This is a genomic window from Streptomyces sp. NPDC058289, assembly GCF_042880975.1.
GTDB classification, from domain to species: domain Bacteria; phylum Actinomycetota; class Actinomycetes; order Streptomycetales; family Streptomycetaceae; genus Streptomyces; species Streptomyces stoeckheimensis.
On sequence record NZ_JBHVYI010000090.1, the window covers coordinates 1 to 22874 of the forward strand.

Annotated in this window: 18 protein-coding genes; 6 read left to right on the plus strand and 12 right to left on the minus strand. The window is 71.0% G+C overall.

What is annotated here, in order from left to right:
* Nucleotides 1-445: 445 nt before the first annotated feature.
* Together ACFVX6_RS32905 and dapA are read right to left on the minus strand one after the other, a co-directional pair.
* Complete coding sequence (locus tag ACFVX6_RS32905; RefSeq protein WP_327304249.1) at nt 446-2131, minus strand: ribonuclease J; 1686 nt, start codon at nt 2129-2131, stop codon at nt 446-448.
* A 116-nt stretch (nt 2132-2247) separates the two neighbouring features.
* Nucleotides 2248-3147 (minus strand): 4-hydroxy-tetrahydrodipicolinate synthase, encoded by a 900-nt coding sequence (gene dapA, locus ACFVX6_RS32910; protein ID WP_389697712.1) that lies wholly within the window; start codon nt 3145-3147, stop codon nt 2248-2250.
* A gap of 415 nt (nt 3148-3562) precedes the next feature.
* Here dapA and ACFVX6_RS32915 point away from each other — a divergent pair, with 415 nt between their 5' ends.
* Together ACFVX6_RS32915 and ACFVX6_RS32920 are read left to right on the plus strand one after the other, a co-directional pair.
* Nucleotides 3563-3802, plus strand: a complete 240-nt coding sequence (locus ACFVX6_RS32915; protein ID WP_243337485.1) for a hypothetical protein — start codon at nt 3563-3565, stop codon at nt 3800-3802.
* A 48-nt stretch (nt 3803-3850) separates the two neighbouring features.
* Nucleotides 3851-4408 (plus strand): PH domain-containing protein, encoded by a 558-nt coding sequence (locus tag ACFVX6_RS32920; RefSeq protein ID WP_389697714.1) that lies wholly within the window; start codon nt 3851-3853, stop codon nt 4406-4408.
* A 60-nt stretch (nt 4409-4468) separates the two neighbouring features.
* Here the strand turns inward: ACFVX6_RS32920 and ACFVX6_RS32925 are convergent, their stop codons facing one another.
* From ACFVX6_RS32925 to eccD, 6 genes are all read right to left on the minus strand, one after another.
* Nucleotides 4469-4921, minus strand: a complete 453-nt coding sequence (locus ACFVX6_RS32925; protein ID WP_266954845.1) for a hypothetical protein — start codon at nt 4919-4921, stop codon at nt 4469-4471.
* A 19-nt stretch (nt 4922-4940) separates the two neighbouring features.
* A complete protein-coding gene (gene dapB / locus ACFVX6_RS32930; protein WP_389697716.1) occupies nt 4941-5693 on the minus strand; it encodes a 4-hydroxy-tetrahydrodipicolinate reductase in 753 nt (250 codons plus the stop codon).
* 75 nt (nt 5694-5768) lie between these two features.
* Complete coding sequence (locus ACFVX6_RS32935; RefSeq protein ID WP_389697718.1) at nt 5769-7148, minus strand: M16 family metallopeptidase; 1380 nt, start codon at nt 7146-7148, stop codon at nt 5769-5771.
* Complete coding sequence (locus tag ACFVX6_RS32940; RefSeq protein ID WP_389697744.1) at nt 7145-9376, minus strand: polyribonucleotide nucleotidyltransferase; 2232 nt, start codon at nt 9374-9376, stop codon at nt 7145-7147. Before ACFVX6_RS32940 ends, ACFVX6_RS32935 begins: the two co-directional genes overlap by 4 nt.
* 297 nt (nt 9377-9673) lie before the next feature.
* A complete protein-coding gene (gene rpsO, locus ACFVX6_RS32945; protein ID WP_267758433.1) occupies nt 9674-9961 on the minus strand; it encodes a 30S ribosomal protein S15 in 288 nt (95 codons plus the stop codon).
* Between the two features lie 171 nt (nt 9962-10132).
* Entirely contained in the window at nt 10133-11638 is a 1506-nt protein-coding gene (gene eccD / locus ACFVX6_RS32950; protein ID WP_389697720.1) for a type VII secretion integral membrane protein EccD, read from the minus strand.
* A gap of 226 nt (nt 11639-11864) precedes the next feature.
* Here eccD and eccCa point away from each other — a divergent pair, with 226 nt between their 5' ends.
* Together eccCa and ACFVX6_RS32960 are read left to right on the plus strand one after the other, a co-directional pair.
* A complete protein-coding gene (eccCa, locus tag ACFVX6_RS32955) occupies nt 11865-15848 on the plus strand; it encodes a type VII secretion protein EccCa (protein ID WP_389697722.1) in 3984 nt (1327 codons plus the stop codon).
* A gap of 132 nt (nt 15849-15980) precedes the next feature.
* On the plus strand, nt 15981-16235 hold the full coding sequence (locus tag ACFVX6_RS32960; protein WP_389697724.1) for a DUF397 domain-containing protein: 255 nt from the start codon (nt 15981-15983) through the stop codon (nt 16233-16235).
* A 136-nt stretch (nt 16236-16371) separates the two neighbouring features.
* On the opposite strand, the gene ACFVX6_RS32965 is transcribed toward ACFVX6_RS32960, so the two are convergent.
* The 4 genes from ACFVX6_RS32965 to eccB all read right to left on the minus strand — a co-directional run bounded on the left by ACFVX6_RS32965 (nt 16372) and on the right by eccB (nt 20185).
* Nucleotides 16372-16680, minus strand: a complete 309-nt coding sequence (locus ACFVX6_RS32965) for a WXG100 family type VII secretion target (RefSeq protein ID WP_389697726.1) — start codon at nt 16678-16680, stop codon at nt 16372-16374.
* Between the two features lie 46 nt (nt 16681-16726).
* Nucleotides 16727-17068, minus strand: a complete 342-nt coding sequence (locus ACFVX6_RS32970; RefSeq protein ID WP_389697728.1) for a WXG100 family type VII secretion target — start codon at nt 17066-17068, stop codon at nt 16727-16729.
* Nucleotides 17069-17282: 214 nt separating this feature from the next.
* The gene (gene mycP / locus ACFVX6_RS32975) at nt 17283-18599 is read right to left on the minus strand and encodes a type VII secretion-associated serine protease mycosin (RefSeq protein ID WP_389697730.1); all 1317 of its coding nucleotides are present in this window, start codon (nt 18597-18599) and stop codon (nt 17283-17285) included.
* Nucleotides 18599-20185: a type VII secretion protein EccB gene (gene eccB, locus ACFVX6_RS32980; RefSeq protein ID WP_389697732.1), complete on the minus strand. Its 1587-nt coding sequence runs from the start codon at nt 20183-20185 to the stop codon at nt 18599-18601. Before eccB ends, mycP begins: the two co-directional genes overlap by 1 nt.
* 260 nt (nt 20186-20445) lie before the next feature.
* Here eccB and eccE point away from each other — a divergent pair, with 260 nt between their 5' ends.
* Together eccE and ACFVX6_RS32990 are read left to right on the plus strand one after the other, a co-directional pair.
* Entirely contained in the window at nt 20446-21735 is a 1290-nt protein-coding gene (gene eccE / locus ACFVX6_RS32985) for a type VII secretion protein EccE (RefSeq protein WP_389697734.1), read from the plus strand.
* A 122-nt stretch (nt 21736-21857) separates the two neighbouring features.
* Nucleotides 21858-22556 carry a hypothetical protein gene (locus ACFVX6_RS32990; RefSeq protein WP_389697736.1) on the plus strand — a complete coding sequence of 233 codons (699 nt, stop codon included), beginning with the start codon at nt 21858-21860 and terminating at the stop codon, nt 22554-22556.
* Nucleotides 22557-22874: the final 318 nt, after the last annotated feature.

A 22874-nucleotide genomic window follows, 5' to 3' on the forward strand; every position in this document is an offset into this window, starting at 1 on the left:
CAACTTTTGGCGTTGATTTTTGGCACGCTGTTGAGTTCTCAAGGAACGGACGCTTCCTTTGTACTCACCCTCTCGGGCTTTCCTCCGGGCTTTTCGTTCTGTTCTTGCGTTTCAGACTCTATCAGAGTCCGTCTCGCTTGTTTTCCGCCTTCCAGGTCATCCGCTTTCGCGTTTTCCCTTTCCGGCGATTCCAACTCTACCAGATCATTTCCGTGTCGTTTCCGACTTGGATTTGAATTGGATGGCCATTGGAGAGCCATTCCCTTTCGGGCGAGCCAGACTTTATCAGGTTTCCCTGCTCTGGAATCCCACCCGCCCGCATCGACACGGCCGGGCACACGTGTGTGCCGGGGGGTCGTGCGAGGTGGAGACGTAAACGTACTGGAGCGGGGCCCCCGGATGCAAATCCGGTTGCCCCGCTCCGGTGTGGTCGCTACGGCGAGGGTCAGACCTCGACGACGACCGGGAGGATCATCGGGCGCCGGCGGTAGCCGTCCGAGACCCACTTGCCCATCGTGCGGCGGATGAGCTGCTGGATCTGGTGCGGCTCTGCGACGCCGTCGGCCGCGGCGCGGGCGATGGCTTCCTCGATCTTCGGCAGGACGGAGGTGAACGCCGAGTCCTCGATGCCGGAGCCGCGGGCCTGGATGTTCGGGCCGCTGACGATCTTGCCCGTGGTGCTGTCCACCACGACGTAGACCGAGATGATGCCCTCGTCACCGAGGATCTTGCGGTCCTTGAGGTGGGCTTCGGTGACGTCGCCGACCGAGAGGCCGTCCACGTAGACGTAGCCGGCCTGGACCTTGCCCGAGATGCGGGCCTTGCCGTCGATGAGGTCGACGACGACGCCGTCCTCGGCGATGACGATGCGGTCCTTCGGTACGCCCGTCAGGGCGCCGAGCTCGGCGTTGGCGCGCAGGTGGCGCCATTCGCCGTGGACGGGCATCAGGTTCCGCGGCTTGCAGATGTTGTAGAAGTACAGCAGCTCGCCTGCGGAGGCGTGGCCGGAGACGTGCACCTTGGCGTTGCCCTTGTGCACGACGTTGGCGCCCCAGCGGGTCAGGCCGTTGATCACGCGGTAGACCGCGTTCTCGTTGCCCGGGATGAGCGACGAGGCCAGGATGACCGTGTCGCCCGGGACGATCCGGATCTGGTGGTCGCGGTTCGCCATGCGGGACAGGGCCGCCATCGGCTCGCCCTGCGAACCCGTGCAGACCAGGACGACCTCGTGGGCCGGCAGGTCGTCGAGGGTCTTGACGTCCACGACCAGGCCGGCCGGAACCTTCAGGTAGCCCAGGTCGCGGGCGATGCCCATGTTGCGGACCATCGAGCGGCCGACGAAGGCGACCCTGCGACCGTACTCGTGCGCGGCGTCGAGGATCTGCTGGATCCGGTGCACGTGGCTCGCGAAGCTCGCCACGATGATCCGGTTGTTGGCGTTGGCGAACACCGTGCGCAGGACGTTCGAGATCTCGCGCTCGGGCGGGACGAAGCCCGGGACCTCGGCGTTCGTCGAGTCCGAGAGGAGAAGGTCGATGCCCTCTTCGCTCAGGCGCGCGAAGGCGTGCAGGTCGGTGAGGCGGTTGTCCAGCGGGAGCTGGTCCATCTTGAAGTCACCGGTGCACACGACCATGCCGGCGCCGGTGCGGATGGCCACGGCCAGGGCGTCCGGGATGGAGTGGTTGACCGCGATGAACTCGCAGTCGAAGGGGCCGAGGTTCTCGCGCTCGCCTTCCTTCACCTCGAGGGTGTAGGGGCGGATGCGGTGCTCCTGGAGCTTGGCCTCGATGAGCGCCAGCGTCAGCTTGGAGCCGATCAGCGGGATGTCCGGCTTCTCCCGGAGGAGGTAGGGGACGGCGCCGATGTGGTCTTCGTGGCCGTGCGTGAGGACGATGCCCTCGATGTCGTCGAGGCGATCCCGGATGGACGAGAAGTCCGGCAGGATCAGGTCGATGCCCGGCTGCTCCTCTTCGGGGAAGAGGACACCGCAGTCGACGATGAGCAGGCGGCCGTCGAACTCGAAGACGGTCATGTTGCGGCCGATCTCACCGAGCCCGCCCAGGGGGGTGACCCGAAGGCCGCCCTTGGGGAGCTTCGGCGGCGGACCGAGTTCAGGATGCGGATGGCTCAAAAGGTTCTCCTTCACCACGCGCGGCCACGTACCCGTCGAGGCACGTGGCGCGCATGTCATTCGTGCACTTGCTGTTGTCTTGGGTGGTTCTGCTTATTCAGTTGTGAAGTCTGATGTCAGAGCTGTACCCCGCCGGCGGCAAGATCGATCTTGAGCTGCGCCGTCTCTTCGGCGGTCAGCTCGACCAGCGGGAGCCGCAGCGGGCCCGCGGGCAGGCCCTGCAGGTTCAGTGCGCCCTTGGTGGTGATCACACCCTGGGTGCGGAACATGCCGGTGAAGACGGGGAGCAGCTTCTGGTGGATCTCGGTGGCCTTCTGGACGTCGCCGCCCAGGTGGGCCTCGAGCATCTCGCGGAGCTCGGGGGTGACCACGTGACCGACCACGGAGACGAAGCCGATCGCGCCGACCGACAGGAGCGGCAGGTTCAGCATGTCGTCACCGGAGTACCAGGCCAGGCCGCTCTGCGCGATGGCCCAGCTGGCGCGTCCGAGGTCGCCCTTGGCGTCCTTGTTGGCAACGATACGGGGGTGCTCGGCCAGCCGGACGAGTGTTTCCGTATTGATCGGGACACCGCTGCGGCCCGGGATGTCGTAGAGCATGACCGGGAGCTCGGTGGCGTCGGCGATCGCCGTGAAGTGCCGGAAGAGACCCTCCTGCGGCGGCTTGCTGTAGTACGGGGTGACCGCGAGCAGGCCGTGAGCGCCGGTGCGCTCGGCCTGGCGGGCCAGCTCGAGGGTGTGACGGGTGTCATTGGTGCCGATGCCGGCGACCACGTGGGCCCGGTCTCCGACCGCTTCGAGTACGGCTCGTACGAGGTCGTTTTTCTCCGCGTCAGTGGTGGTCGGCGACTCACCGGTGGTGCCGTTGATGATCAGGCCGTCGTTGCCTGCATCCACCAAGTGGACGGCGAGCTGCTGCGCGCCGTCGAGGTCAAGTGCGCCATCCGCCGTAAACGGCGTGATCATGGCGGTGAGGACCCGCCCGAAGGGGGTCTGCGGAGTCGAGATCGGAGCCATGGGTAACACGCTACTCGCTGCCATGCTCGCGGTGTCCCCTCGGGGGACGTGATGAGGGTGTTGGAGCCCGGCACTGCCTGCTCGGGGGTTCAAGCAGTGCCGGGTCCGTTTGATCAGCCTAGATGAACTTTACGAAACGTGGCAATACGGACACTTCAGACTTGTTCCGTACATCCGTGCGGAACCGGAAGATTCATGCATACGAGGCATCTCGGCCGGCGGGGCCGAACGGGCAGGCCGGGCCCGTCGCGCTCGCCGGGCTCGCGCCGGCGGAGCTGACGCAGCGCCATAAAATTTGGTTAATGTCCCGAAAATCGGCACCGATCGGGCCTTTCGTGCGTCCTACTTCGTAGAACGTCCGCCCGTCCTTCCCCCACTGCCCCAAGGGCCCTGACCGTGAGGAGAGTCGTTCCCCATGTTCCGCCGGCGCGAACCCGTCCCGTTCGCCTTCGTCGCCGAGGCCGACCGATTCCGCAGCAACGTCACTCCGCCGCCGCGCGAGAGTCTGAGCAAGACCCAGATCGCCGCCCGTAGTCTGGTCGGACTGACCGTCGTCGCGGGGCTCGTCGGGTCGCTGCTCTTCGGCATCCCCGCACTGCAGCCGAGCCACGCACCGGCGAAGTCGCAGCAGTCGGAGGCCTCCGAGGGGCGGTAGCCTCACGGGCACAGCCCAACCGAACGTGCATGTGAGTGAGGTCCTGCCGTGCCCCTGCCCTTCCTGACGGCCGACGGCGCATTCGACGCGCACGACACCGGGGAGACGCTCCCCTACGAAGACCCCGACCGCTGGCGTCGCCCCTACCGTCCGGGGCCCTGGCGGGTGGCCATCGCCGCCGTGCTGCTGTTGCTCGGCTCGTTCATGCTGTTCGCCACCGTGATCATCGTGGCCGCAGGCACCTGGACCGGCGCCCTGGGCGGTCTGCTCGCCTCGCTCGCCGTGGTCGGCTCCGCCGTGCGGCTGCTGCGCACGGGCGTCTGGGTGAGCCCCAAGGGGCTGCGCGTGGCCGGGTTCTTCACGACCCGCTCGCTCCCCTGGAACCAGGTCGGCGAGGTCCGCACGGTGCAGCAGCCCGTGCGCTGGCTCGGACTGCCGCGGACCGTACAGGGCCAGGCCCTGACGGTGGCCGCGCACGGCGGCGCCGAGCTGCCGGTCCTGCTGACCGACCACAACGCGGATTTCCTGTCGCGGACCGAGGCCTTCGACCGGGCCGCCGGCTCGGTCGAGGCCTGGGCAGACGAGTACCGGGCCGTGCCGGCCTGAGGCAGCCCGCCCCACCGCCCCCGAGAGGGCGTCACACCCGCACGGGAAGCCCGTACAGGCTCAGGCTTGTACGGGCTTTCCGTCGTGTAGCGAGATGGCCCGCTGCATGGCCTTGCGGGCCCGCGGGGTGTCGCGGGCGTCGTGGTAGGCGATGGCGAGGCGGAACCAGCTGCGCCAGTCCCCCGGAGCGTCCTCCGTCTCGGCCCTGCGGCGCGCGAAGACCTCGTCGGCCGAGTCCCGCAGGATCCGGCCGTACTTGTCCCGCTCCAGCTCGTCCACGGGCAGTCCGCCCTCGGCCTCCAGCTCGGCTCCGAGCTGGTTGGCCTTGGTGACGAACTGGGTGTTCTTCCAGAGGAACCAGACGCCGATGACCGGCAGGATCAGCACCGCCACCCCGAAGGTGACGGTGAGCCAGGTCCCGTGCCGGATCAGCATCAGGCCCCTGCTGCCGACCAGGACGAAGTACACGACCAGGACCGCGGCCGTGATGAAGTAGAGGATCTTCGCGCGCATGGGTGCAGCCGCCTGCTCGTCAGCCGAGTTCGAGGAAGTTTTCCAGGCCGAAGGTGAGGCCCGGGGTCTGCGTCACGCGGCGCGCGCCGAGCAGGATGCCCGGCATGAAGCTGCTGTGGTGCAGGGAGTCGTGACGGATGGTCAGGGTTTCGCCCTCGCCGCCGAGGAGCACCTCCTGGTGGGCCAGCAGGCCGCGGAGGCGGATCGCGTGCACCGGGACCCCGTCGACGTCCGCGCCGCGCGCGCCGTCGAGGGCGGTGGCGGTGGCGTCGGGCTGCGCGCCGAGGCCGGCCTCCGCGCGGGCGGCCGCGATGAGCTGCGCCGTACGGGTCGCCGTGCCGGAGGGGGCGTCGACCTTGTTCGGGTGGTGCAGTTCGACGACCTCGACGGACTCGAAGTACCGGGCGGCCTGAACGGCGAACTTCATCGTGAGGACGGCGCCGATGGAGAAGTTCGGCGCGATGAGCACACCGGTCGCCGGGGAAGCGTCGAGCCAGGTGTTCAGCCGGGCGAGGCGGTCCTCGGTCCAGCCGGTGGTTCCGACCACTCCGTGGATGCCGTGGCGGACCAGGAACTCCAGGTTCTCCATCACCGAGGCGGGGGTGGTCAGCTCGACCGCGACCTGGGCGCCGGCCTCGGCCAGCGTCTCCAGCTTGTCTCCTCGGCCGAGGGCGGCCACCAGTTCCATGTCCTCGGCGGCCTCGACGGCCTTGACCGCCTCGGAGCCGATGCGGCCCTGGGCGCCGAGAACTGCCACGCGCAGCTTGCTCATGTCATTCCTTAAAGTGCGTACGGACCCGGGCCCTGTCCCGGGGCCCGGGCAACGTGCTCCTGGGGGTTCACCCGGCTAGGCGACGGCCTCGTCCAGACGGGCCGCCTGCTTCTCCTTCAGCGGGCCGATCACCGCGAGCGAGGGCCGCTGGGCCAGGACGTCCTGCGCGACCGAGCGCACTTCGTCCGGGGTGACGGCCGCGATCCGTGCCAGCAGGTCGTCGACCGACATCTGGTCGCCCCAGCACAGCTCGCTCTTGCCGATGCGGTTCATGATCGCGCCGGTGTCCTCGAGGCCGAGGACGGTGGATCCGGACAGCTGGCCGACGGCCCGCCGGATCTCCTCGTCGGTGATCCCGTCGGAGGCGACCTTGTCCAGCTCGTCCCGGCAGATCCGCAGTACGTCGTGGACCTGGTTGGGGCGGCAGCCGGCATAGACGCCGAAGAGGCCGGTGTCGGCGAAGCCCGAGGTGTACGAGTACACGCTGTAGGCGAGACCGCGCTTCTCCCGGACCTCCTGGAAGAGGCGGGAGGACATGCCTCCGCCGAGCGCGGTGTTCAGTACGCCCAGCGCCCAGCGCCGCTCGTCCGTGCGGGCCAGGGCCGGCATGCCGAGGACCACGTGGGCCTGCTCGGTCTTGCGGTTGACCAGCTCGACGCGGCCGGAGGTGCGGATCCGCTTGGTTCCGGAGCGCGGACCGACCGGTTCGGCGTCGGTGCGGGTCAGGGCGCCGGCCTTCTCGAAGGCCGCGCGGACCTGGCGTACGACCTTGTTGTGGTCGACGTTGCCCGCGGCCGCCACGACCAGGTGGGTGGGGTCGTAGTGCTTCTTGTAGAAGCGGCGGATCCGGTCGGCGGTGAGCGCGTTGATCGTGTCGACCGTGCCGAGGACGGGGCGCCCGAGCGGGGTGTCCCCGTACATGGTCTGGGCGAACAGGTCGTGGACCATGTCGCCCGGGTCGTCCTCGGTCATCGCGATCTCTTCGAGGATGACTCCGCGCTCGGCGTCGACATCGGATTCGAGGATCAGCGAGCCGGTGAGCATGTCGCACACGACGTCGATGGCCAGCGGCAGGTCGGTGTCGAGCACCCGCGCGTAGTAGCAGGTGTACTCCTTCGCCGTGAAGGCGTTCATCTCGCCGCCGACCGCGTCGATCGCGGAGGAGATGTCGAGGGCACTGCGCTTCTCGGTGCCCTTGAAAAGGAGGTGCTCCAGGTAGTGCGTGGCGCCGTTGAGCGTGGGCGTCTCGTCCCGGGAGCCGACGTGCGCCCAGATCCCGAAGGTGGCGGAGCGGACGGACGGCAGGGTCTCGGTGACGACGCGCAGTCCGCCGGGGAGGACCGTGCGGCGGACGGTGCCGATGCCGTTGGCGCCCTTGAGCAGTGTTTGGGTACGGGCGACGGCCCGCCCCTCCGAAGAGGGGCGGGCCGTCACACGGGAACTACGCGACGTCACTTGTCGGAGTCGTCCTTGCCTGCGTCATCGGAGGCATCACCGGCTGCCTCGCCGTCGATCACGGGGACCAGGGAGAGCTTGCCGCGGGAGTCGATCTCCGCGATCTCGACCTGGACCTTGGTGCCGACCGCGAGCACGTCCTCGACGTTCTCCACGCGCTTGCCACCGGCGAGCTTGCGGATCTGCGAGATGTGCAGCAGGCCGTCCTTGCCGGGCATGAGGGAGACGAAGGCACCGAAGGTGGTGGTCTTGACGACCGTACCCAGGTAACGCTCGCCGACCTCCGGCATGGTCGGGTTGGCGATCTGGTTGATCGTGGCGCGGGCGGCCTCGGCGGCCGGACCGTCGGCGGCACCGATGTAGATGGTGCCGTCGTCCTCGATCGTGATCTCGGCGCCGGTGTCCTCCTGGATCTGGTTGATCATCTTGCCCTTGGGGCCGATGACCTCACCGATCTTGTCCACCGGGATCTTGACCGTGATGATCCGGGGGGCGAACGGGGACATGGCGTCCGGCGTGTCGATCGCTTCCATCATCACGTCGAGGATGTGGAGGCGGGCGTCGCGGGCCTGGGTGAGGGCCGCGGCCAGGACGGAGGCCGGGATGCCGTCCAGCTTGGTGTCGAGCTGGAGCGCGGTGACGAACTCCTTGGTGCCGGCGACCTTGAAGTCCATGTCGCCGAAGGCGTCCTCCGCACCGAGGATGTCGGTGAGGGCGACGTAGTGGGTCTTGCCGTCGATCTCCTGGGAGATCAGGCCCATGGCGATGCCGGCGACGGGGGCCTTGAGGGGCACACCGGCGTTCAGCAGCGACATGGTGGAGGCGCAGACGGAGCCCATGGACGTCGAACCGTTGGAGCCGAGAGCCTCGGACACCTGGCGGATCGCGTAGGGGAACTCCTCGCGGGTCGGGAGGACCGGCACGATCGCGCGCTCGGCGAGCGCGCCGTGGCCGATCTCGCGGCGCTTCGGCGAACCGACGCGGCCGGTCTCGCCGACCGAGTACGGCGGGAAGTTGTAGTTGTGCATGTAGCGCTTGCGGGTCACCGGGGAGAGGGTGTCCAGCTGCTGCTCCATGCGGAGCATGTTGAGGGTGGTGACGCCCAGGATCTGGGTCTCGCCACGCTCGAACAGCGCCGAGCCGTGCACGCGCGGGATGGCCTCGACCTCGGCGGCGAGGGTACGGATGTCCGTGAGCCCGCGGCCGTCGATGCGGACCTTGTCCTTGATGACGCGCTCGCGGACCACGGCCTTGGTCAGGCTGCGGTACGCGGCGGAGATCTCCTTCTCGCGGCCTTCGAAGGCCGGGAGGAGCTTCTCGGCGGCGATGTCCTTGACGCGGTCCAGCTCGGCCTCGCGCTCCTGCTTGCCCGCGATGGTCAGCGCCTGGGTGAGCTCGCCCTTGACCGCGGCCGAGAGGGCCTCGAACACGTCGTCCTGGTAGTCCAGGAAGACCGGGAACTCGCCCTCGGGCTTGGCGGCCTTGGCGGCCAGGTCGGCCTGGGCCTTGCAGAGGGCCTTGATGAAGGGCTTCGAGGCGTCGAGGCCGGCGGCCACGACCTCCTCGGTCGGCGCCTCGGCGCCGCCCTTGACCAGGGCGATGGTCTTCTCGGTGGCCTCGGCCTCGACCATCATGATCGCGACGTCGCCGTCCTCGAGCACGCGGCCCGCGACGACCATGTCGAAGACGGCGTCCTCGAGCTCGGTGTGCGTCGGGAAGGCAACCCACTGGCCGCGGATCAGCGCGACGCGGACGCCACCGATCGGACCGGAGAAGGGCAGACCGGCCAGCTGGGTGGACGCGGAGGCGGCGTTGATCGCCACGACGTCGTACAAGTGGTCGGGGTTGAGCGCCATGATCGTCGCGACGACCTGGATCTCGTTGCGCAGGCCCTTCTTGAAGGACGGGCGCAGCGGGCGGTCGATCAGGCGACAGGTGAGGATCGCGTCCTCGGAGGGGCGACCCTCGCGGCGGAAGAAGGAGCCGGGGATCTTGCCGGCCGCGTACTGCCGCTCCTCGACGTCCACCGTCAGGGGGAAGAAGTCGAGCTGGTCCTTGGGCTTCTTCGACGCGGTGGTGGCGGAAAGCACCATCGTGTCGTCGTCCAGGTAGGCAACGGCGGAGCCGGCGGCCTGGCGGGCCAGACGGCCCGTCTCGAAGCGGATGGTGCGGGTGCCGAAGGAACCGTTGTCAATGACGGCCTCGGCGTAGTGGGTCTCGTTCTCCACTAGCGTTTTCTCCATTTTCGTCGTCTCCGTCCGCCACCCGTGTGGTGGTGGACGGTTGCGGAGAAGCGCTCCTGGCGTGCGGGCCGGTCTTCGATCGAAGCAGCCGGGCGAAGCCGCGTACGGGCTTTCCGGATGCCACTACCGAGGACCGGCGGCGTAGGGAGGGCGCTCCTCCTCTTCAGTTGTGCGCGTCTTACGACGCGGACGCTTCCAGACTACAAAGCGTCCGGTACGTCGCGCACGTACAGCAAAGGGAGCGGCCCACTCAATGTGGGGACCGCTCCCTTCACAGCGTCTTTACTTGGCGCCGGCCGCACCGCGGCGGATGCCGAGGCGCTCGACCAGCGTACGGAAGCGCTGGATGTCCTTCTTGGCCAGGTACTGCAGCAGGCGGCGACGCTGACCGACCAGGATCAGCAGACCACGGCGGGAGTGGTGGTCGTGCTTGTGGAGCTTCAGGTGCTCGGTCAGGTCCGAGATGCGGCGGGACAGCATGGCGACCTGGACCTCGGGGGAGCCGGTGTCGCCCTCCTTGGCACCAAACTCTGCGATGAGCTGCTTCTTGACTGCGGCGTCGAGCGGCACGCGTACTCCTTGTAATAGGTCTACATAGCCACCGAGTGCCCCAGGTCGAATTCTCTGGGGATCTTCCGTAACTCGGGAGGCGGGATCCGTTGAGCGCAGCCTCCGGAAGAACCCGAGGCGCGTACACAAACGGCCGTCACACAGCGTACCAGGCTGCCGCAGCCCCTCGTCTCAGCTGGTGAGAGCTCGGGCCCGGGCGTAGACGTCGAGCACGGCCAGGGCCAGCGGGACCAGGCTGAGCAGGACCGCCGCCTCGGTGAGGTCGAGCAGCCGCCCCCAGAAGGGTGACAGACCCTTGCGGGGAATGACCAATGCAATTCCGGCGAAGAGGGCCGCACCGGCGGCGACGGCGGCGGAGAGCCAGAGCGTACGGATCTCCAGGCCGCTGTGGTCTCCGTACAGGGCGAGCTCACGGAGCAGGGCGGCCGGCGGGTGCATGGCGAGGCCCAGGACGAGCAGGCCCAGGGCGGCGAAGCCGGCCACGAGGGTGCAGGCGACCTGGGAGGTGTAGCGGAAGAGGCGGGCGCGCAGCAGCATCGCGAGGCCGGTCGCCAGGGCCAGGAGCCGGGCCCAGGTGTTGTCCGAGAAGCCGAGGACGGCGGCCGAGCCGACGGCGACGGCGGCGCAGCCGCCGACGAGGCCGAGGAGCATCTCGTGGCCGCGGCGGGCCTGGGCGGCGATGGCCTCGGCGTCGAGGGGGGCTCCGGAGTCGTGCCCGTCGGCGGCGGAGCGCTCACCGTACGGCTCGCTCTCGTAGCGGTCCGGGGTCTCGTACTCGGCCGTGGCGCTCTGCGGGGCGGCGTAGCCGATGGGGAGGCGGGCGAAGCGGGCGGAGAAGCCGGGGAGGAAGGCGACGAGCCCGATGGCGGTGGGGGCGCAGACGGCCGCGGCGGAGGTCGCGCCGGCGTCGGCGGCGATCGCGGCGAACGTGGCCAGGGTCCCGGTGGCGGCGAGGAAGGTGGTCGCCACGAAGGGGGCGTCGCCGTCGGGGGTGAGGGCGACGAGGGCGACGGAGGCGACGAGCACGCAGACGCAGCCGAGGAGGAACTGGAGCCGGCCGGGGCCCTGGACCGCGGCGGGGGCGATGATGCCGGCGCCGGCGAGCAGCAGGTGCGGTACGGCGGCGAGGCCGAGGGCGACGGCGGAGCCGCGGTCGCGGTAGACCCGGGCCCGGACGCCCGCGGCGGCGGTGAGGAGCACGCCGACGGAGCCCGCGATGATGCCGGGCAGTCCGTGCATGTCGTGCAGGACGGGGTCGGCGTACCAGAGGACGAAGCCGAGGAGGACGAAGAGGACGGCCGCGCCGGTCAGGCCCGCGCCGCGCAGCATGTCGTCGCTCCAGCGGTGGCGGTCGCGCACCACGGCGGCGGCGACGGCGTCGGAGACGTCGTCGAAGACGGCGGGCGGCAGGGATTCCGCGAACGGGCGCAGGCTCAGCACTTCGCCGTCGAGGACCTGCTGGGCCGCGAGGGTGCGGGCGCCGTCGAGGACGGTGCCGGAGCGCAGGACCAGGTGGAAGCCGGTGGGTGCGCCGACGGGCTGGGTCTGGCCGGTGAGGCGCAGCAGCTCGGGGTAGATGTCGGCGACGGCGATGTCCTCGGGGAGGGCGACGTCTATGCGGCTGTCGGGAGCCACGACGGTGACCCTGCGGAAGCCGGTCGCCTCGGCGGTGTTCACCTGATGCCCCCCGGTGGGTGTGTGCGTGGGTGTGCGCGGAGACGGTGGTCCGCCCCCGGTGCGCAGCCGATTCGCGGATGCGCATGCTGCGCGCGCCACCCTACCGGGAGGCCCGATGACTGTCGGCAAGTAGGATCACCTCTCTGCGAAGGAGACCCCCTTCGCGCCCGGGACTTGAGGGCGCCGGTTGCGACGTCCCGTCTGTTTTCGAGGGATTGATGCTCCGGTGAGCCAGATCGTCGTCAAACGTCCGCCCCGGTCGCTGCCGCCCGAAGTGCCTTCGGACGAACTGAGGCTCGAGGCACCGCCGGAACTTCCCCGGGGGCAGCAGGAGGGCGTGCTGATGCAGCTCCTCCCGATGCTCGGGATGGGCTCGTCCGCCGTGTTCTTCTTCATGCCGGGTGCCGCGCCGTTCATGCGCATCATGGGCGTGCTGATGATGGTGTCGACGGTGGGCATGCTGGTGGCCCAGCTGGTGCGGCACCGGCGCGGTACGCAAGGGCAAATGGCAGATATCCGGCGGGATTACCTCAAGTACCTGGCGCAAACGCGCCGTCAGGTACGGAGGACCGCGCGGGTCCAGCGTGACGCGCAGCTGTATCTGCACCCGGCTCCGGAGCAGTTGTGGTCGGTGGTGGCCGAGGGCTCGCGGCTGTGGGAGCGGCGGGTCGGCGACGCGGACTTCGGACAGGCCCGGCTGGGGCTGGGCGCGCAGCGCCTGGCGACCCCTCTGGTGGCTCCGGACACGGCGCCGGTGGACGAGCTGGAGCCGCTGACGGCGGGCGCCATGCAGCGTTTCCTGCGGGTGCACTCCTCGCTGGACGGGCTGCCGATGGCGGTGTCGTTGCGGGCGTTCTACCACGTGACGGTCTCCGGTGAGCCCGAGTCTGCGCGGGGCACCGCGCGGGCGCTGGTGGCGCAACTGGCGACGCTGCACTCCCCCGAGGACCTGATGGTGGCCGTGGTGGCCGCACCCGGCTCGGTGGCGGAGTGGGACTGGGTGAAGTGGCTGCCGCACACCCAGGTTCCGGGTCAGATCGACGGGGCGGGCACGAAGCGGCTGTTCGGCGACGACATCGCCGAGCTGGAAGGGCTGTTGGGTTCCCGGCTGGAGGGGCGGCCCCGGTTCAGCCGGGAGGGCTCCCCGATGCTGGACCAGCCGCACGTGGTCCTCGTACTGGACTCGGGTTCCCGCGGGGGTCTGGTGCCGCCGGACTCGGTGTTCGCGGCGGCCGAGGGTCTCCAGGGGGTCACCGTCGTCGAGGTGGTGGCGGGCGAGCTGGACGAGGCGCGCGGCGGGCTGTCGGTCGTGGTGCGGCCGGGTCGGCTGCGGCTGGAGTCGGGTGCGGGCTTCGCCTACGAGGGTGTGCCCGACACTCTGTCGCTTCCGGCGGCCGAGGCGCTGGCCCGGCAGCTGGCGCCGCTGCGGACGGGCGGCGGGGACGAGGACGAGCCGCTGCTGGCCAATCTGGACTTCACCGACCTGCTGAACCTGGGCGACGCGGCCGCCGTGGACGTGGCCCGGACCTGGCGGCCGCGCTCCGCCGGCGAGCGGCTGCGCGTGCCGATCGGGGTCGGCGAGGACGGCTCCCCGGTGATGCTGGACCTGAAGGAGGCCGCGCAGGAGGGCATGGGCCCGCACGGGCTGTGCGTGGGCGCGACCGGTTCGGGCAAGTCGGAGCTGCTGCGCACGCTGGTGCTGGGGCTGGCCGTCACGCACACCTCGGAGACGCTGAACTTCGTACTCGCCGACTTCAAGGGCGGTGCGACCTTCACCGGGATGGGGCAGATGCCGCACGTCGCGGCGGTCATCACCAACCTGGCGGACGACCTCACGCTCGTGGACCGCATGGGCGACTCGATCCGGGGCGAACTGCAGCGCCGCCAGGAGCTGCTGCGCTCGGCGGGCAATTACGCGAACATCCACGACTACGAGAAGGCCCGCGCGGCGGGTGCTCCGCTGGAACCGCTGGCCTCGCTGGTGCTGGTCATCGACGAGTTCTCCGAGCTGCTGACCGCGAAGCCGGACTTCATCGACATGTTCATCCAGATCGGCCGGATCGGCCGGTCGCTGGGCGTGCACCTGCTGCTGGCCTCGCAGCGGCTGGAGGAGGGCAAGCTGCGCGGGCTGGACACGTACCTGTCGTACCGGATCGGTCTGCGGACCTTCTCGGCGGCGGAGTCGCGGACCGCGATCGGCGTGCCGGACGCCTACCACCTGCCGTCGGTGCCCGGTTCGGGCTATCTGAAGTTCGGTACGGACGAGATGACGCGCTTCAAGGCCGCGTACGTCTCGGGTACCTACCGCTCGGGCGGGCCCGACCTCTCGGTCGGGCTGTTCCCGGTGGAGCGGCGGCCCGTGCTGTTCACGGCGGCGCCGGTGCCCGTGGTGTACGCGGCTCCGGACCCGGCGTACCTGTCGGCGCGGGCGGCGGAGGCCGAGCGGGCCGGGCAGGGCGACGACGCGCTGGCGGACACGGTGCTGGACGTGATCGTGGGACGGCTGGAGGGGCAGGGGGTGCCGGCGCACCAGGTGTGGCTGCCGCCGCTGGACCAGGCTCCGCCGCTGGACCAGTTGCTGCCGGCGCTGGCGCCGTCGGCGGAGCGGGGGCTGCACGCGGAGGGGTACACGCGGCCGGGCGGGCTGGTCGTACCGCTCGGGCTCATCGACAAGCCGTTCGAGCAGCGGCGCGAGGTGCTGTACCGGGACTTCTCGGGTGCGGCGGGCCACATGATGGTGGTCGGCGGTCCGCAGTCGGGCAAGTCCACGCTGATGCGGACGCTGATCTCCTCGTTCGCGCTGACGCACACCCCGCGCGAGGTGCAGTTCTACGGGCTGGACTTCGGCGGCGGCGGTCTGTCCTCGCTGGCCGAACTGCCGCACGTGGGCGGGATCGCGTCCCGGCTGGACCCGGAGCGGGTGCGGCGTACGGTCGCGGAGGTGGCCGGAGTGCTGCGCCGGCGCGAGGAGTTCTTCCGCGCGAACGGCATCGACTCGATCGGCACCTACCGGCGCCGGCGGGCCGCGGGCGAGCTGCCCGGGGAGGCCTGGGGCGACGTGTTCCTGGTCATCGACGGCTGGGGCGGCTTCCGGGGCGAGTACGAGGCCCTGGAGCAGGTCGTCACGGACATCGCGTCCCGCGGGCTGGGATACGGCATCCACGTGGTGATCACGGTCGCCCGGTACATGGAGGTCCGGGCCGCGCTGAAGGACCAGATCCTCAGCCGGCTGGAGCTGCGCCTCGGCGATGTCATGGACTCCGAGTTCGACCGCAAGGTGGCGGCGAACGTCCCGACGGGGATGCCGGGCCGCGGCCAGGTCGCGGAGAAGCTGCACTTCCTGGGCGCGCTGCCGCGGGTCGACGGCTCGCACGCGGCGGAGGACCTGTCGGAGGCCACGGCCGCCTTCGTGGACGCCGTGAAGCAGAACTGGGCCGGCCAGGCCGCCCCCGGCGTGCGGCTGCTGCCGCGGCTGCTCCACGCGGACCAGCTCCCGAAGGGCGGGGACCGCCCGGAGCGCGGGATCGCGATCGGCATCGACGAGACCGAGCTGGAGCCGGTGTTCGTCGACTTCGAGACCGACCCCTTCCTCCTCGTGTTCGGCGAGAGCGAGTCGGGCAAGACGAACCTGCTGCGGCTCGTCGCGCAGCGGATCTCGGAGCGCTACGGACCGGACCGGGCACGGCTGGTGGTCGGCGACTACCGGCGCAGCCTGCTCGGTGCGCTGCCGGAGGAACACCTGCTGGAGTACGCGCCGATGGCGAGCTCCCTGCAGATGCACATGGAGGCGCTGGCCGGGGTGTTCGCCCGCCGGCAGCCCCCGCAGGACGTCACTCCGCAGCAGTTGCGCGACCGCAGCTGGTGGACGGGCCCCGACGTGTTCATCATCATCGACGATTTCGACCTGGTGGCCACGAGCCAGGGCAATCCGCTGGCGCAGCTGGTGGAGTTCCTGCCGTTCGCACGCGACACGGGGGTGCGCTTCATCATCGCGCGCAGCTCGGCGGGTGCCTCGCGGGCGCTGTACGAGCCGTTCATGCAGCGGATCAAGGAGCTCGGCGCGCAGGGTGTGGTGCTGTCCGGCGATCCGTCCGAGGGGGATCTGGTCGGCAACGTGCGGCCGCGCCCCATGCCTGCGGGCCGGGCCTCCTTCGTCTCGCGCAAGCGCGGGACCTCGCTGATCCAGATCGGGCGGATGCCGGGGATGTAGGGCGGGACGCCGGCCGGTGCGCGGGGGCCCAGGGTCCGGAAGGGGCCTGGGAGGGTTGCGGAAAGCTCCCCGCGCGCGGCTGGTCAGCGTCGATAATCGGCAGGGATCGCACCACCGAAGGAGAGGCCGCGCATGGGCACTCAGCAGGAGAAGGACGAGCTGTACGGGCTCGACATCAGCGGCGTCGAGTGGGAGGGCCCGCCCGGTACCTCTCCCGACGAGGAGCGGGTCGAGATCGCCCGGCTGCCCGAGGGAGCTGTGGCGATGCGGTCCTCGCTGGACCGGGAAACGGTGCTGCGCTACACCGCCGCCGAGTGGGAGGCGTTCGTACTCGGGGCCAGGGACGGGGAGTTCGATCTCGACCGGGATCCGCGCCAGGAGCCGTAGGGCTCGCGGAGACGGAGGAAGGGGCGCGCCCGGTGCGGGCGCGCCCCTTCTCCTCGTGCTTCGCCGTTACCGGCAGTGCTTTGCCGTTGCCGGCAGTGCTTTGCCGTTTCCGGCGGCGCTTCGCGGTGCCGAGGGCCTAGTAGGCCTCGGTGAACAGGCGCGAGGCCTTCACGTCGGTGGCGCGGTAGTCGTTCTTGCCGCGCTCGATGAGGTCCGCGACCTGGCGCAGCGTGGCGCGCATGTGGTCGGCCTTGGCGTTGTACTTGCGCTGCAGCTCGACGTACTGGGCGTGCGCCTCGCCGTCCCAGGTGTCGGTGACGACCGTCAGGGCCGCACCCATCTCGTCGAGGTCCTTCTTGATGTTGTCCGAGACGATGCGGATGCGGTCCGCCATCACCTGGACGCTCTCGTACCGGACCTTGGTGTGCCCGTCGTTCGCGGTCATGCTCTTCTCCTTCGCACGGGGCGGGGCAGGTGGGTGAGGAAGTGGGTCAGATCCCGTTCAGTGCGGAGGTGTTGCCGCCGCCGCTGGACGCCTTGACCGCCTGGAACGCCGAGACCACGTCGTCGTCCTGCGCGTTGCTCAGGTTCTTGGTCTGCCCGACCGCGTTGTGCAGGACGCCGAGCAGCCGGCGGATCTCGTCGTGGTCCTCGTTGACGACGGTCTGCGCGGAGGTGAACCCCGACGCACCCACACCGGTCCAGCCCGCACTGACGGTGGCGAGGATGTCCGCCAGCTCCCGGGACTGCCGGGTGACGCTGTCGGCGGTCTCCGAAATCTTGTTCAGTGCCTGCTTTACCGGGTCATCAGCGAGTCCGAAATTGTTGGTCATCCGAAGCTCCTCATCTCTCAATTCGCCAGACAGAACCGGCGGATCGCGCGGCGGAGCGGTACTTCGAGGAGGCGGTTTTCAGCCACGCGCCCCCGGATCCCCTCCGCTTCACACACCATCCCCGATCACAGTCGTGAAGCCTCCGATCACTGTAGTCAGTTGATCGGCCTTACCCAACACAGCCCTTTGGGATCTGTTGATGAACCGTGACCGTTCACAGCAAACGGCGCCGTCTGTTCCGGGCGTCCCGGACCACCGTGGCGGTACCGGCGATCACGGCGATGAGCACCCCGCCGATCCCCAGCGCGTACGTGCCGAGCCGCTCGTCGCGTTCGCGCGCCGTCTCGCTCGTGCGCATCGCGGCCGGTTCCGGGGCCGCCGCGCGGGGCGGCCCGGGGTCCGGCACGGGGGCCTTGGGGGGCTCTGCTCCCACGGCGGACTGGGTGAGCGCCCGGACCGGGTCGACCACGCCCCAGCCCACGTAGTCGTCGTGACCGTTGACGGAGCGCTCCGCGGTGTTCTGGAGCTGCCAGACCACTTCCTGCGCCGTCCACTGCGGGTGCTTGGCGCGCAGCAGGGCGGCGACGCCTGCGACGTAGGGAGCGGAGAAACTGGTGCCGTTGTCCACGCACTGGCCGAAGCCGGGGACGGTGGAGACCATGTCGACCCCGGGCGCCGCGATCCCGACGAAGGAGCCGGGCTGGGAGAAGGCGGCGCGCTCGTTGTTGCGGTCCGAGGAGCCCACGGCCAGGACGCCGGGGAAGGCCGCCGGGTAGGTGGGGCGCTTCTTCCCGGTCAGGCCGTCGTTGCCCGCCGAGGCGATGACGACCACGTTTGCCTCCACGGCCTTCTTGACGGCCTGGCCGAGCTTGGAGTCCTGGGTCATCGGCACCTCGGTGTCCTGCGAGATGTTGATGACCTGGGCGCCCTTGGCGACCGCGTGCGTGATGGCCTCGCTCAGGGTCTCGGCGTTGCCGTTGCCCTGCCCGTCGTTCTGCCGGATCGGGATGATCGTGGCCTCGGGGGCGAGCCCGACGAAGCCGGTACCGGGCTTCGGGCGGGCCGCGATCAGCCCGGCGACCTTGGTGCCGTGCCCGACGGTGTCCGCGGTGCCGTCGCCCTTGGCATCGAGGAAGTCCCGGCCGGCCCCGATGTCGAGGGCGTCGCTGAGCTGCGGGTTGACCCGGTCGACGCCGGTGTCGATGACGGCCACGCGGACGCTCTTCCCGTCCTTGGAGCGGCCCTTGGTCTGCGCCCAGAGCTCGTCGAGCAGCAGGCGCTGGAGCGCCCAGGGCCGGTCTTCTATCTGCTTCTTCATCGGGAAGGTGCACTCGCCGGCGCCCGCGAGGTTCAGGGGGTACGGGGTCTCGCGCGCGCTCCCGTACGCGGCCCCGTGCGCGGCCGCATGCGCCGCCCCGTGCGCGGTCCCGTGCCCGTTCTCGTTGCCGTACGAGGGCTGCGGCCCGGCTCCCACGGTGAGGGCGGCGGCCGCCAGCAGGGCGGCGAAGGCGGGCTTCGCTGTGCTCGGCATCACGAACCCTGGGGCTGACGGGCGGAGTTGCTGTCGAGGCGGGGCCCCTTGGAGAGGAACTCCGACCAGGCGATGGGCACCGTCACCGGGACCACGTTCGCGTATCCGAGCCGGGCCTGGGCCTGGCTCGGAGCGGGGCGGCCGTCGGAGGTGGTCGGCCCGCCCTGGCCGGAGCTCGCGCTCGGTCCGGGTGAGGGCTGGGCCGCGTCGCTGTCGCCGTTGGCCTGGACGGCGTACCGCAGGCCGGTGTCGGTGACCAGGAAGAGCGCGCCGCCCGCGGTGGTCTGGCGGCCCTGCGTCTGGGTGTAGAGCAGGCCCGTGCCCGGGGTGACGTAGGCGCTCGTGCCGGTGGCGGTGATGTCGACCGGGAATCCGGTGCCGGCCCAGGTGCTCAGCGTCTGGCGGCCCTGGGCGTCGACCGAGCGCAGCACGCTGCAGACGGTGTCGCGGGCGCCGTCCGCGGCGGTGGCGCCGGTGGCGCGGACCTCGTTGATCCGGTCGGTCTTCTTCAGCGGCCATTTCGCGTCGCCCTTGAAGGGCGTGCGGTCCGGGTTGATGGACTGGAGGTCCACCTCGTGGGGCTTGCCGTGCATGTCCAGCCGGTCGGTCGCGGGCGAGGAGATCATCAGCCAGGCGACGAAGTCGGAGACGGGGACGACCTTGCCGGGCACCACCAGGTAGTGCTGCGCACCCGCACCGGTCACGGCCTTCAGCACCATGCCGACCTTGTCGTCGGTGCTGGCCAGGCCCTTGACCCCGGCGGCGGTCCCGGCCTTGGCGCCCGGCAGTTCGGGGAAGGCCAGGTCGTCGCCGGAGCCGAGGGTGGCCAGCCACTCCTCGGTGACCGGCTGGGGGACGGCGCTGCCGCCGACGAGGGCGTTGGTCATGGTGCGCGCGTCCGCGGTGCCCTCGGGGAACTTGTACTTCATGCCCGCGGCGTCCACGAGGTAGCGGGCCCTGCCCGGGCCGGTGCTCTGGACGTACAGGGCCTGGGAGTCGGAGAGCCGGCGCCCGTCGTCCATCAGGTTCGCCTCGCGGTCGGCCAGGACGAAGGCGGCCGTCTGCACGCCCTTGCCGTTGCCGCCGGGCTGCTGACAGACGGCCCAGCGCTTGGCCTTCCCCGCCTCCGCCGGGGCGGGCAGCCGGTCGGGGGCGTACGGGATGCCGATGATGGGGCCGCGCGGGAGCTTGCCCGCGTCCAGCACCTTGTCCTCGACCTGGACGACCTTGGCCTTGGACGGGTCGAGCAGCAGCCGGGCGGAGGCGAGGTTGAGCACCGGGTGCAGGCGGGTCTGGTCCTTGCCGTCGACCTTGGTGGTCAGGACGACGTAGCGGGTCGTCGAATCCTTGCCGACGATGACGTGGTCGCCCGGGGTGTCCCAGCCCTTGGGGGCCGTCGGCTTGAACATCCCCCAGGCTCCGAAGGCGGCGAGGACGAGCGCCGCGGTGATCACACCGGGCAGGACGGCGCGCAACGGTCGCGGAGCGCCCTCCTCGGAACCGCTCGCGGAAGGCTGAAGGAACGCGGCCACCGTGCGTCGCTTCGCAAAGGTGTACGCGTTGAGCTCGTCACGTCGTGAGGCCATGGCCGCCTGATTCTCCCCGCACGGCCCGGTCGGTGGGTACGGTCTCCGGGCCTCTATTGTCCGACCGGCCACCTACTATGCCTCTTGACGGAGGGTGGGTGGGGGCCGGGTAGGGTGAGGCAGCCGCTCCACGCCTTCCGGGCCGGGGGAAACAGGGGTGTTGGGGCGGATTGGGGAGATTCCGGGGGCGAGCGGCCGGCTGTCGCGCGTGCTGCCGGGGCTCAGGGGTACGAACTCCGGAAAGGTGAGGTGCGCGAGTGATGGCCACTGCCGTGAGGCCGCGGACCGGGGCGCCCGCACCCGCGCCCGCCGGAGTGACGCCGCATCCGAAGTCCGGCCCGGGTCGTTTCGGGCCGTTCCGATTGCAACAACTCGTGCTCCTCCAGGTCGCCGCGGCGGCGCTGTTGGCGGCCTGGGTGGTGGAGCCGCTGCTGCTGGCGCCGGCCGGTGTGCTCGCCCTGATCCTCGTCCTGCTCGCGGTCGTACGCAGGCACCGGCGCTCGCTGCCCGAGTGGATCGGCGGCGCGCTGGCGCTGCGCGCACGCCGCCGCCGGGCCGCCGCCACGGCGGTGCCGGCCGGCACGGAGCCGGGGCTGGCCCCGCTCGTCGAGGCCGAACCGGCGTTGCGGACGCTCACGTTCAGCGAGCGGGAGAAGGACCGGGACCGTGACCGGCGGCCCGTCGGGATGGTCGGCGACGGCACCTTCCTGACCGCGGTGGTCCAAGTCGACATGGACGCCACCGCGCTGCGGCCCGACCGGGCGGAGCGGCCGCTGCCGCTGGGCCTCGTACGGGACGTCCTCGAAGTGGACGGCATCCGGCTGGAGTCCGCGCAGCTCGTGCAGCACACCCAGCCGGCGCCCGCGCCGCACCTGCCGGCCCAGTCGATGGCCGCGCGCAACTACGCCCCGCTCCAGGCCCTGACCGGGAGCCCGGCGGTGCGCCTCACCTGGATCGCGCTCAAGCTGGATCCGGAGCTGTGCCCCGACGCGGTCACCGCGCGCGGGGGCGGGCTGCCGGGTGCGCAGCGGTGTCTGGTGCGGGTCGCGGACCAGTTGGCGAGCAGGCTCGCGGGGGCCGGTTTCCGCGCGACGGTGCTCACGGAACAGGAGCTGACGGGCGCACTGGCCACGTCCTCCTGCGCGAACCCGATGGCGATCACCCAGGCCGGGCGATCGGCGGCCACGGGACGGCGTACCGAGGAGACCCCGCGGACCTGGCGCTGCGACGACCGGCGGCACACCACGTACTGGATCAGCCGCTGGCCCCAGTTGGGCGGGAGCGGGGCGGGACTTCCGCAGTTCGTCGCGCTGTTGACCTCGCTGCCGGCGCTGGCGACGAACTTCAGCCTGACGATGACCCCCGCCGCACGGCACGAGGTCACGCTGACCGGGCACGTACGGGTCACCGGGCGCAGCGACGAGGAACTGGTCACCGCGCGGCGCGGACTGGAACAGACCGCTCGGGGAGTCAGGGCCGGGCTGGTACGGCTGGACCGGGAGCAGGTGCCGGGGCTGCTGGCGTCGCTGCCGCTGGGAGGAGCGCGATGAGGGGCTCTGGTTCTACGAGGCGTTCGGCGCGGGGGTCCGCGCGGGGGTCTGCGCCGGCATCGGCTCCGGGGTCCGCTCCGGGGTCCGCTCCGGGCTCGGCGCAGAGCGCGGCCCGGGGCTCGGTGCGGGGCGGCTTCGGACTGGTCGGCCCGCGCCGGGAACGGCACGTGGTCCAGGCGGCGGAGCTGGACGCGCTCGCACTGCCGGTCGGGGACGACGGGGTCGTCATTGGCGTGGACTCGGGGGGCCGCCCGGCGGTCCTCGGCATCAACCGGCCGACACCGTACGAGGTCACGCTGATCGGCGGCCTGTGGACGGCGCAGGTCCTGGCCCTGCGGGCGGCCGCCACGGGGGCGCGCGTGACGGTGGAGACCGGGCGCAGCCAGGTGTGGTCCGGGCTCGCGCAGGCCGCGGGCGGGGGCCAGCAGTGCGTGACCCTGCACGACGTCGGCCGGGTGCCGCCGCAGGGTGCGTCCGCGGGCAGTCCGGTCCTGGTGATCCGCGACTGCGGCATGCGGCCGCCGCGGGGCCGCGTGGCGGCGGGACCCTGGCAGTCGGTCCTGACCCTGCTCCCGTACCTGAGCCCGGCGGCTCCCCGCCTGGTGCGCAACGCCTCCCTGGTCGGCGTCCAGCGGGTCTCCCCGGACGAGGCGGAACAGCTCGGCCGCCTGATGCGGCTGCCCGCGGCGGCGGTGGAGTCCCTGCCGACGCTGGGCGACGGGGTCACCCTGTGGTGCACCGAGGGGGACCGACAGTTCGTGATGACCCAGCCGACGGACGGGGAGACCGGCCTCCTGGGCCCGGCCCGACGCATCGACTGAGCCCTCGGAGGCCGCCTGGCCGGGGCGGCGGAGCGGCGGTGCCCGGGGCGGCGGAGCTGCGGTGCCCGGGCGCTCGCCCACGCAGCGCGGACCGGCGGAGCCGGGGGCGCGGAGGGGCGAAGCCTCCCGTGCGGACCGGCGGAGCCGGGGGCGCGGAGGGGCGAAGCCTCCCGTGCGGTCCGGCGGAGCCGGGGGCGCGGAGGGGCGAAGCCTCCCGTGCGGACCGGCGGAGCCGGGGGCGCGGAGGGGCGAAGCCTCCCGTGCGGACCGGCGGAGCCGGGGGCGCGGAGGGGCGAAGCCTCCCGTGCGGACCGGCGG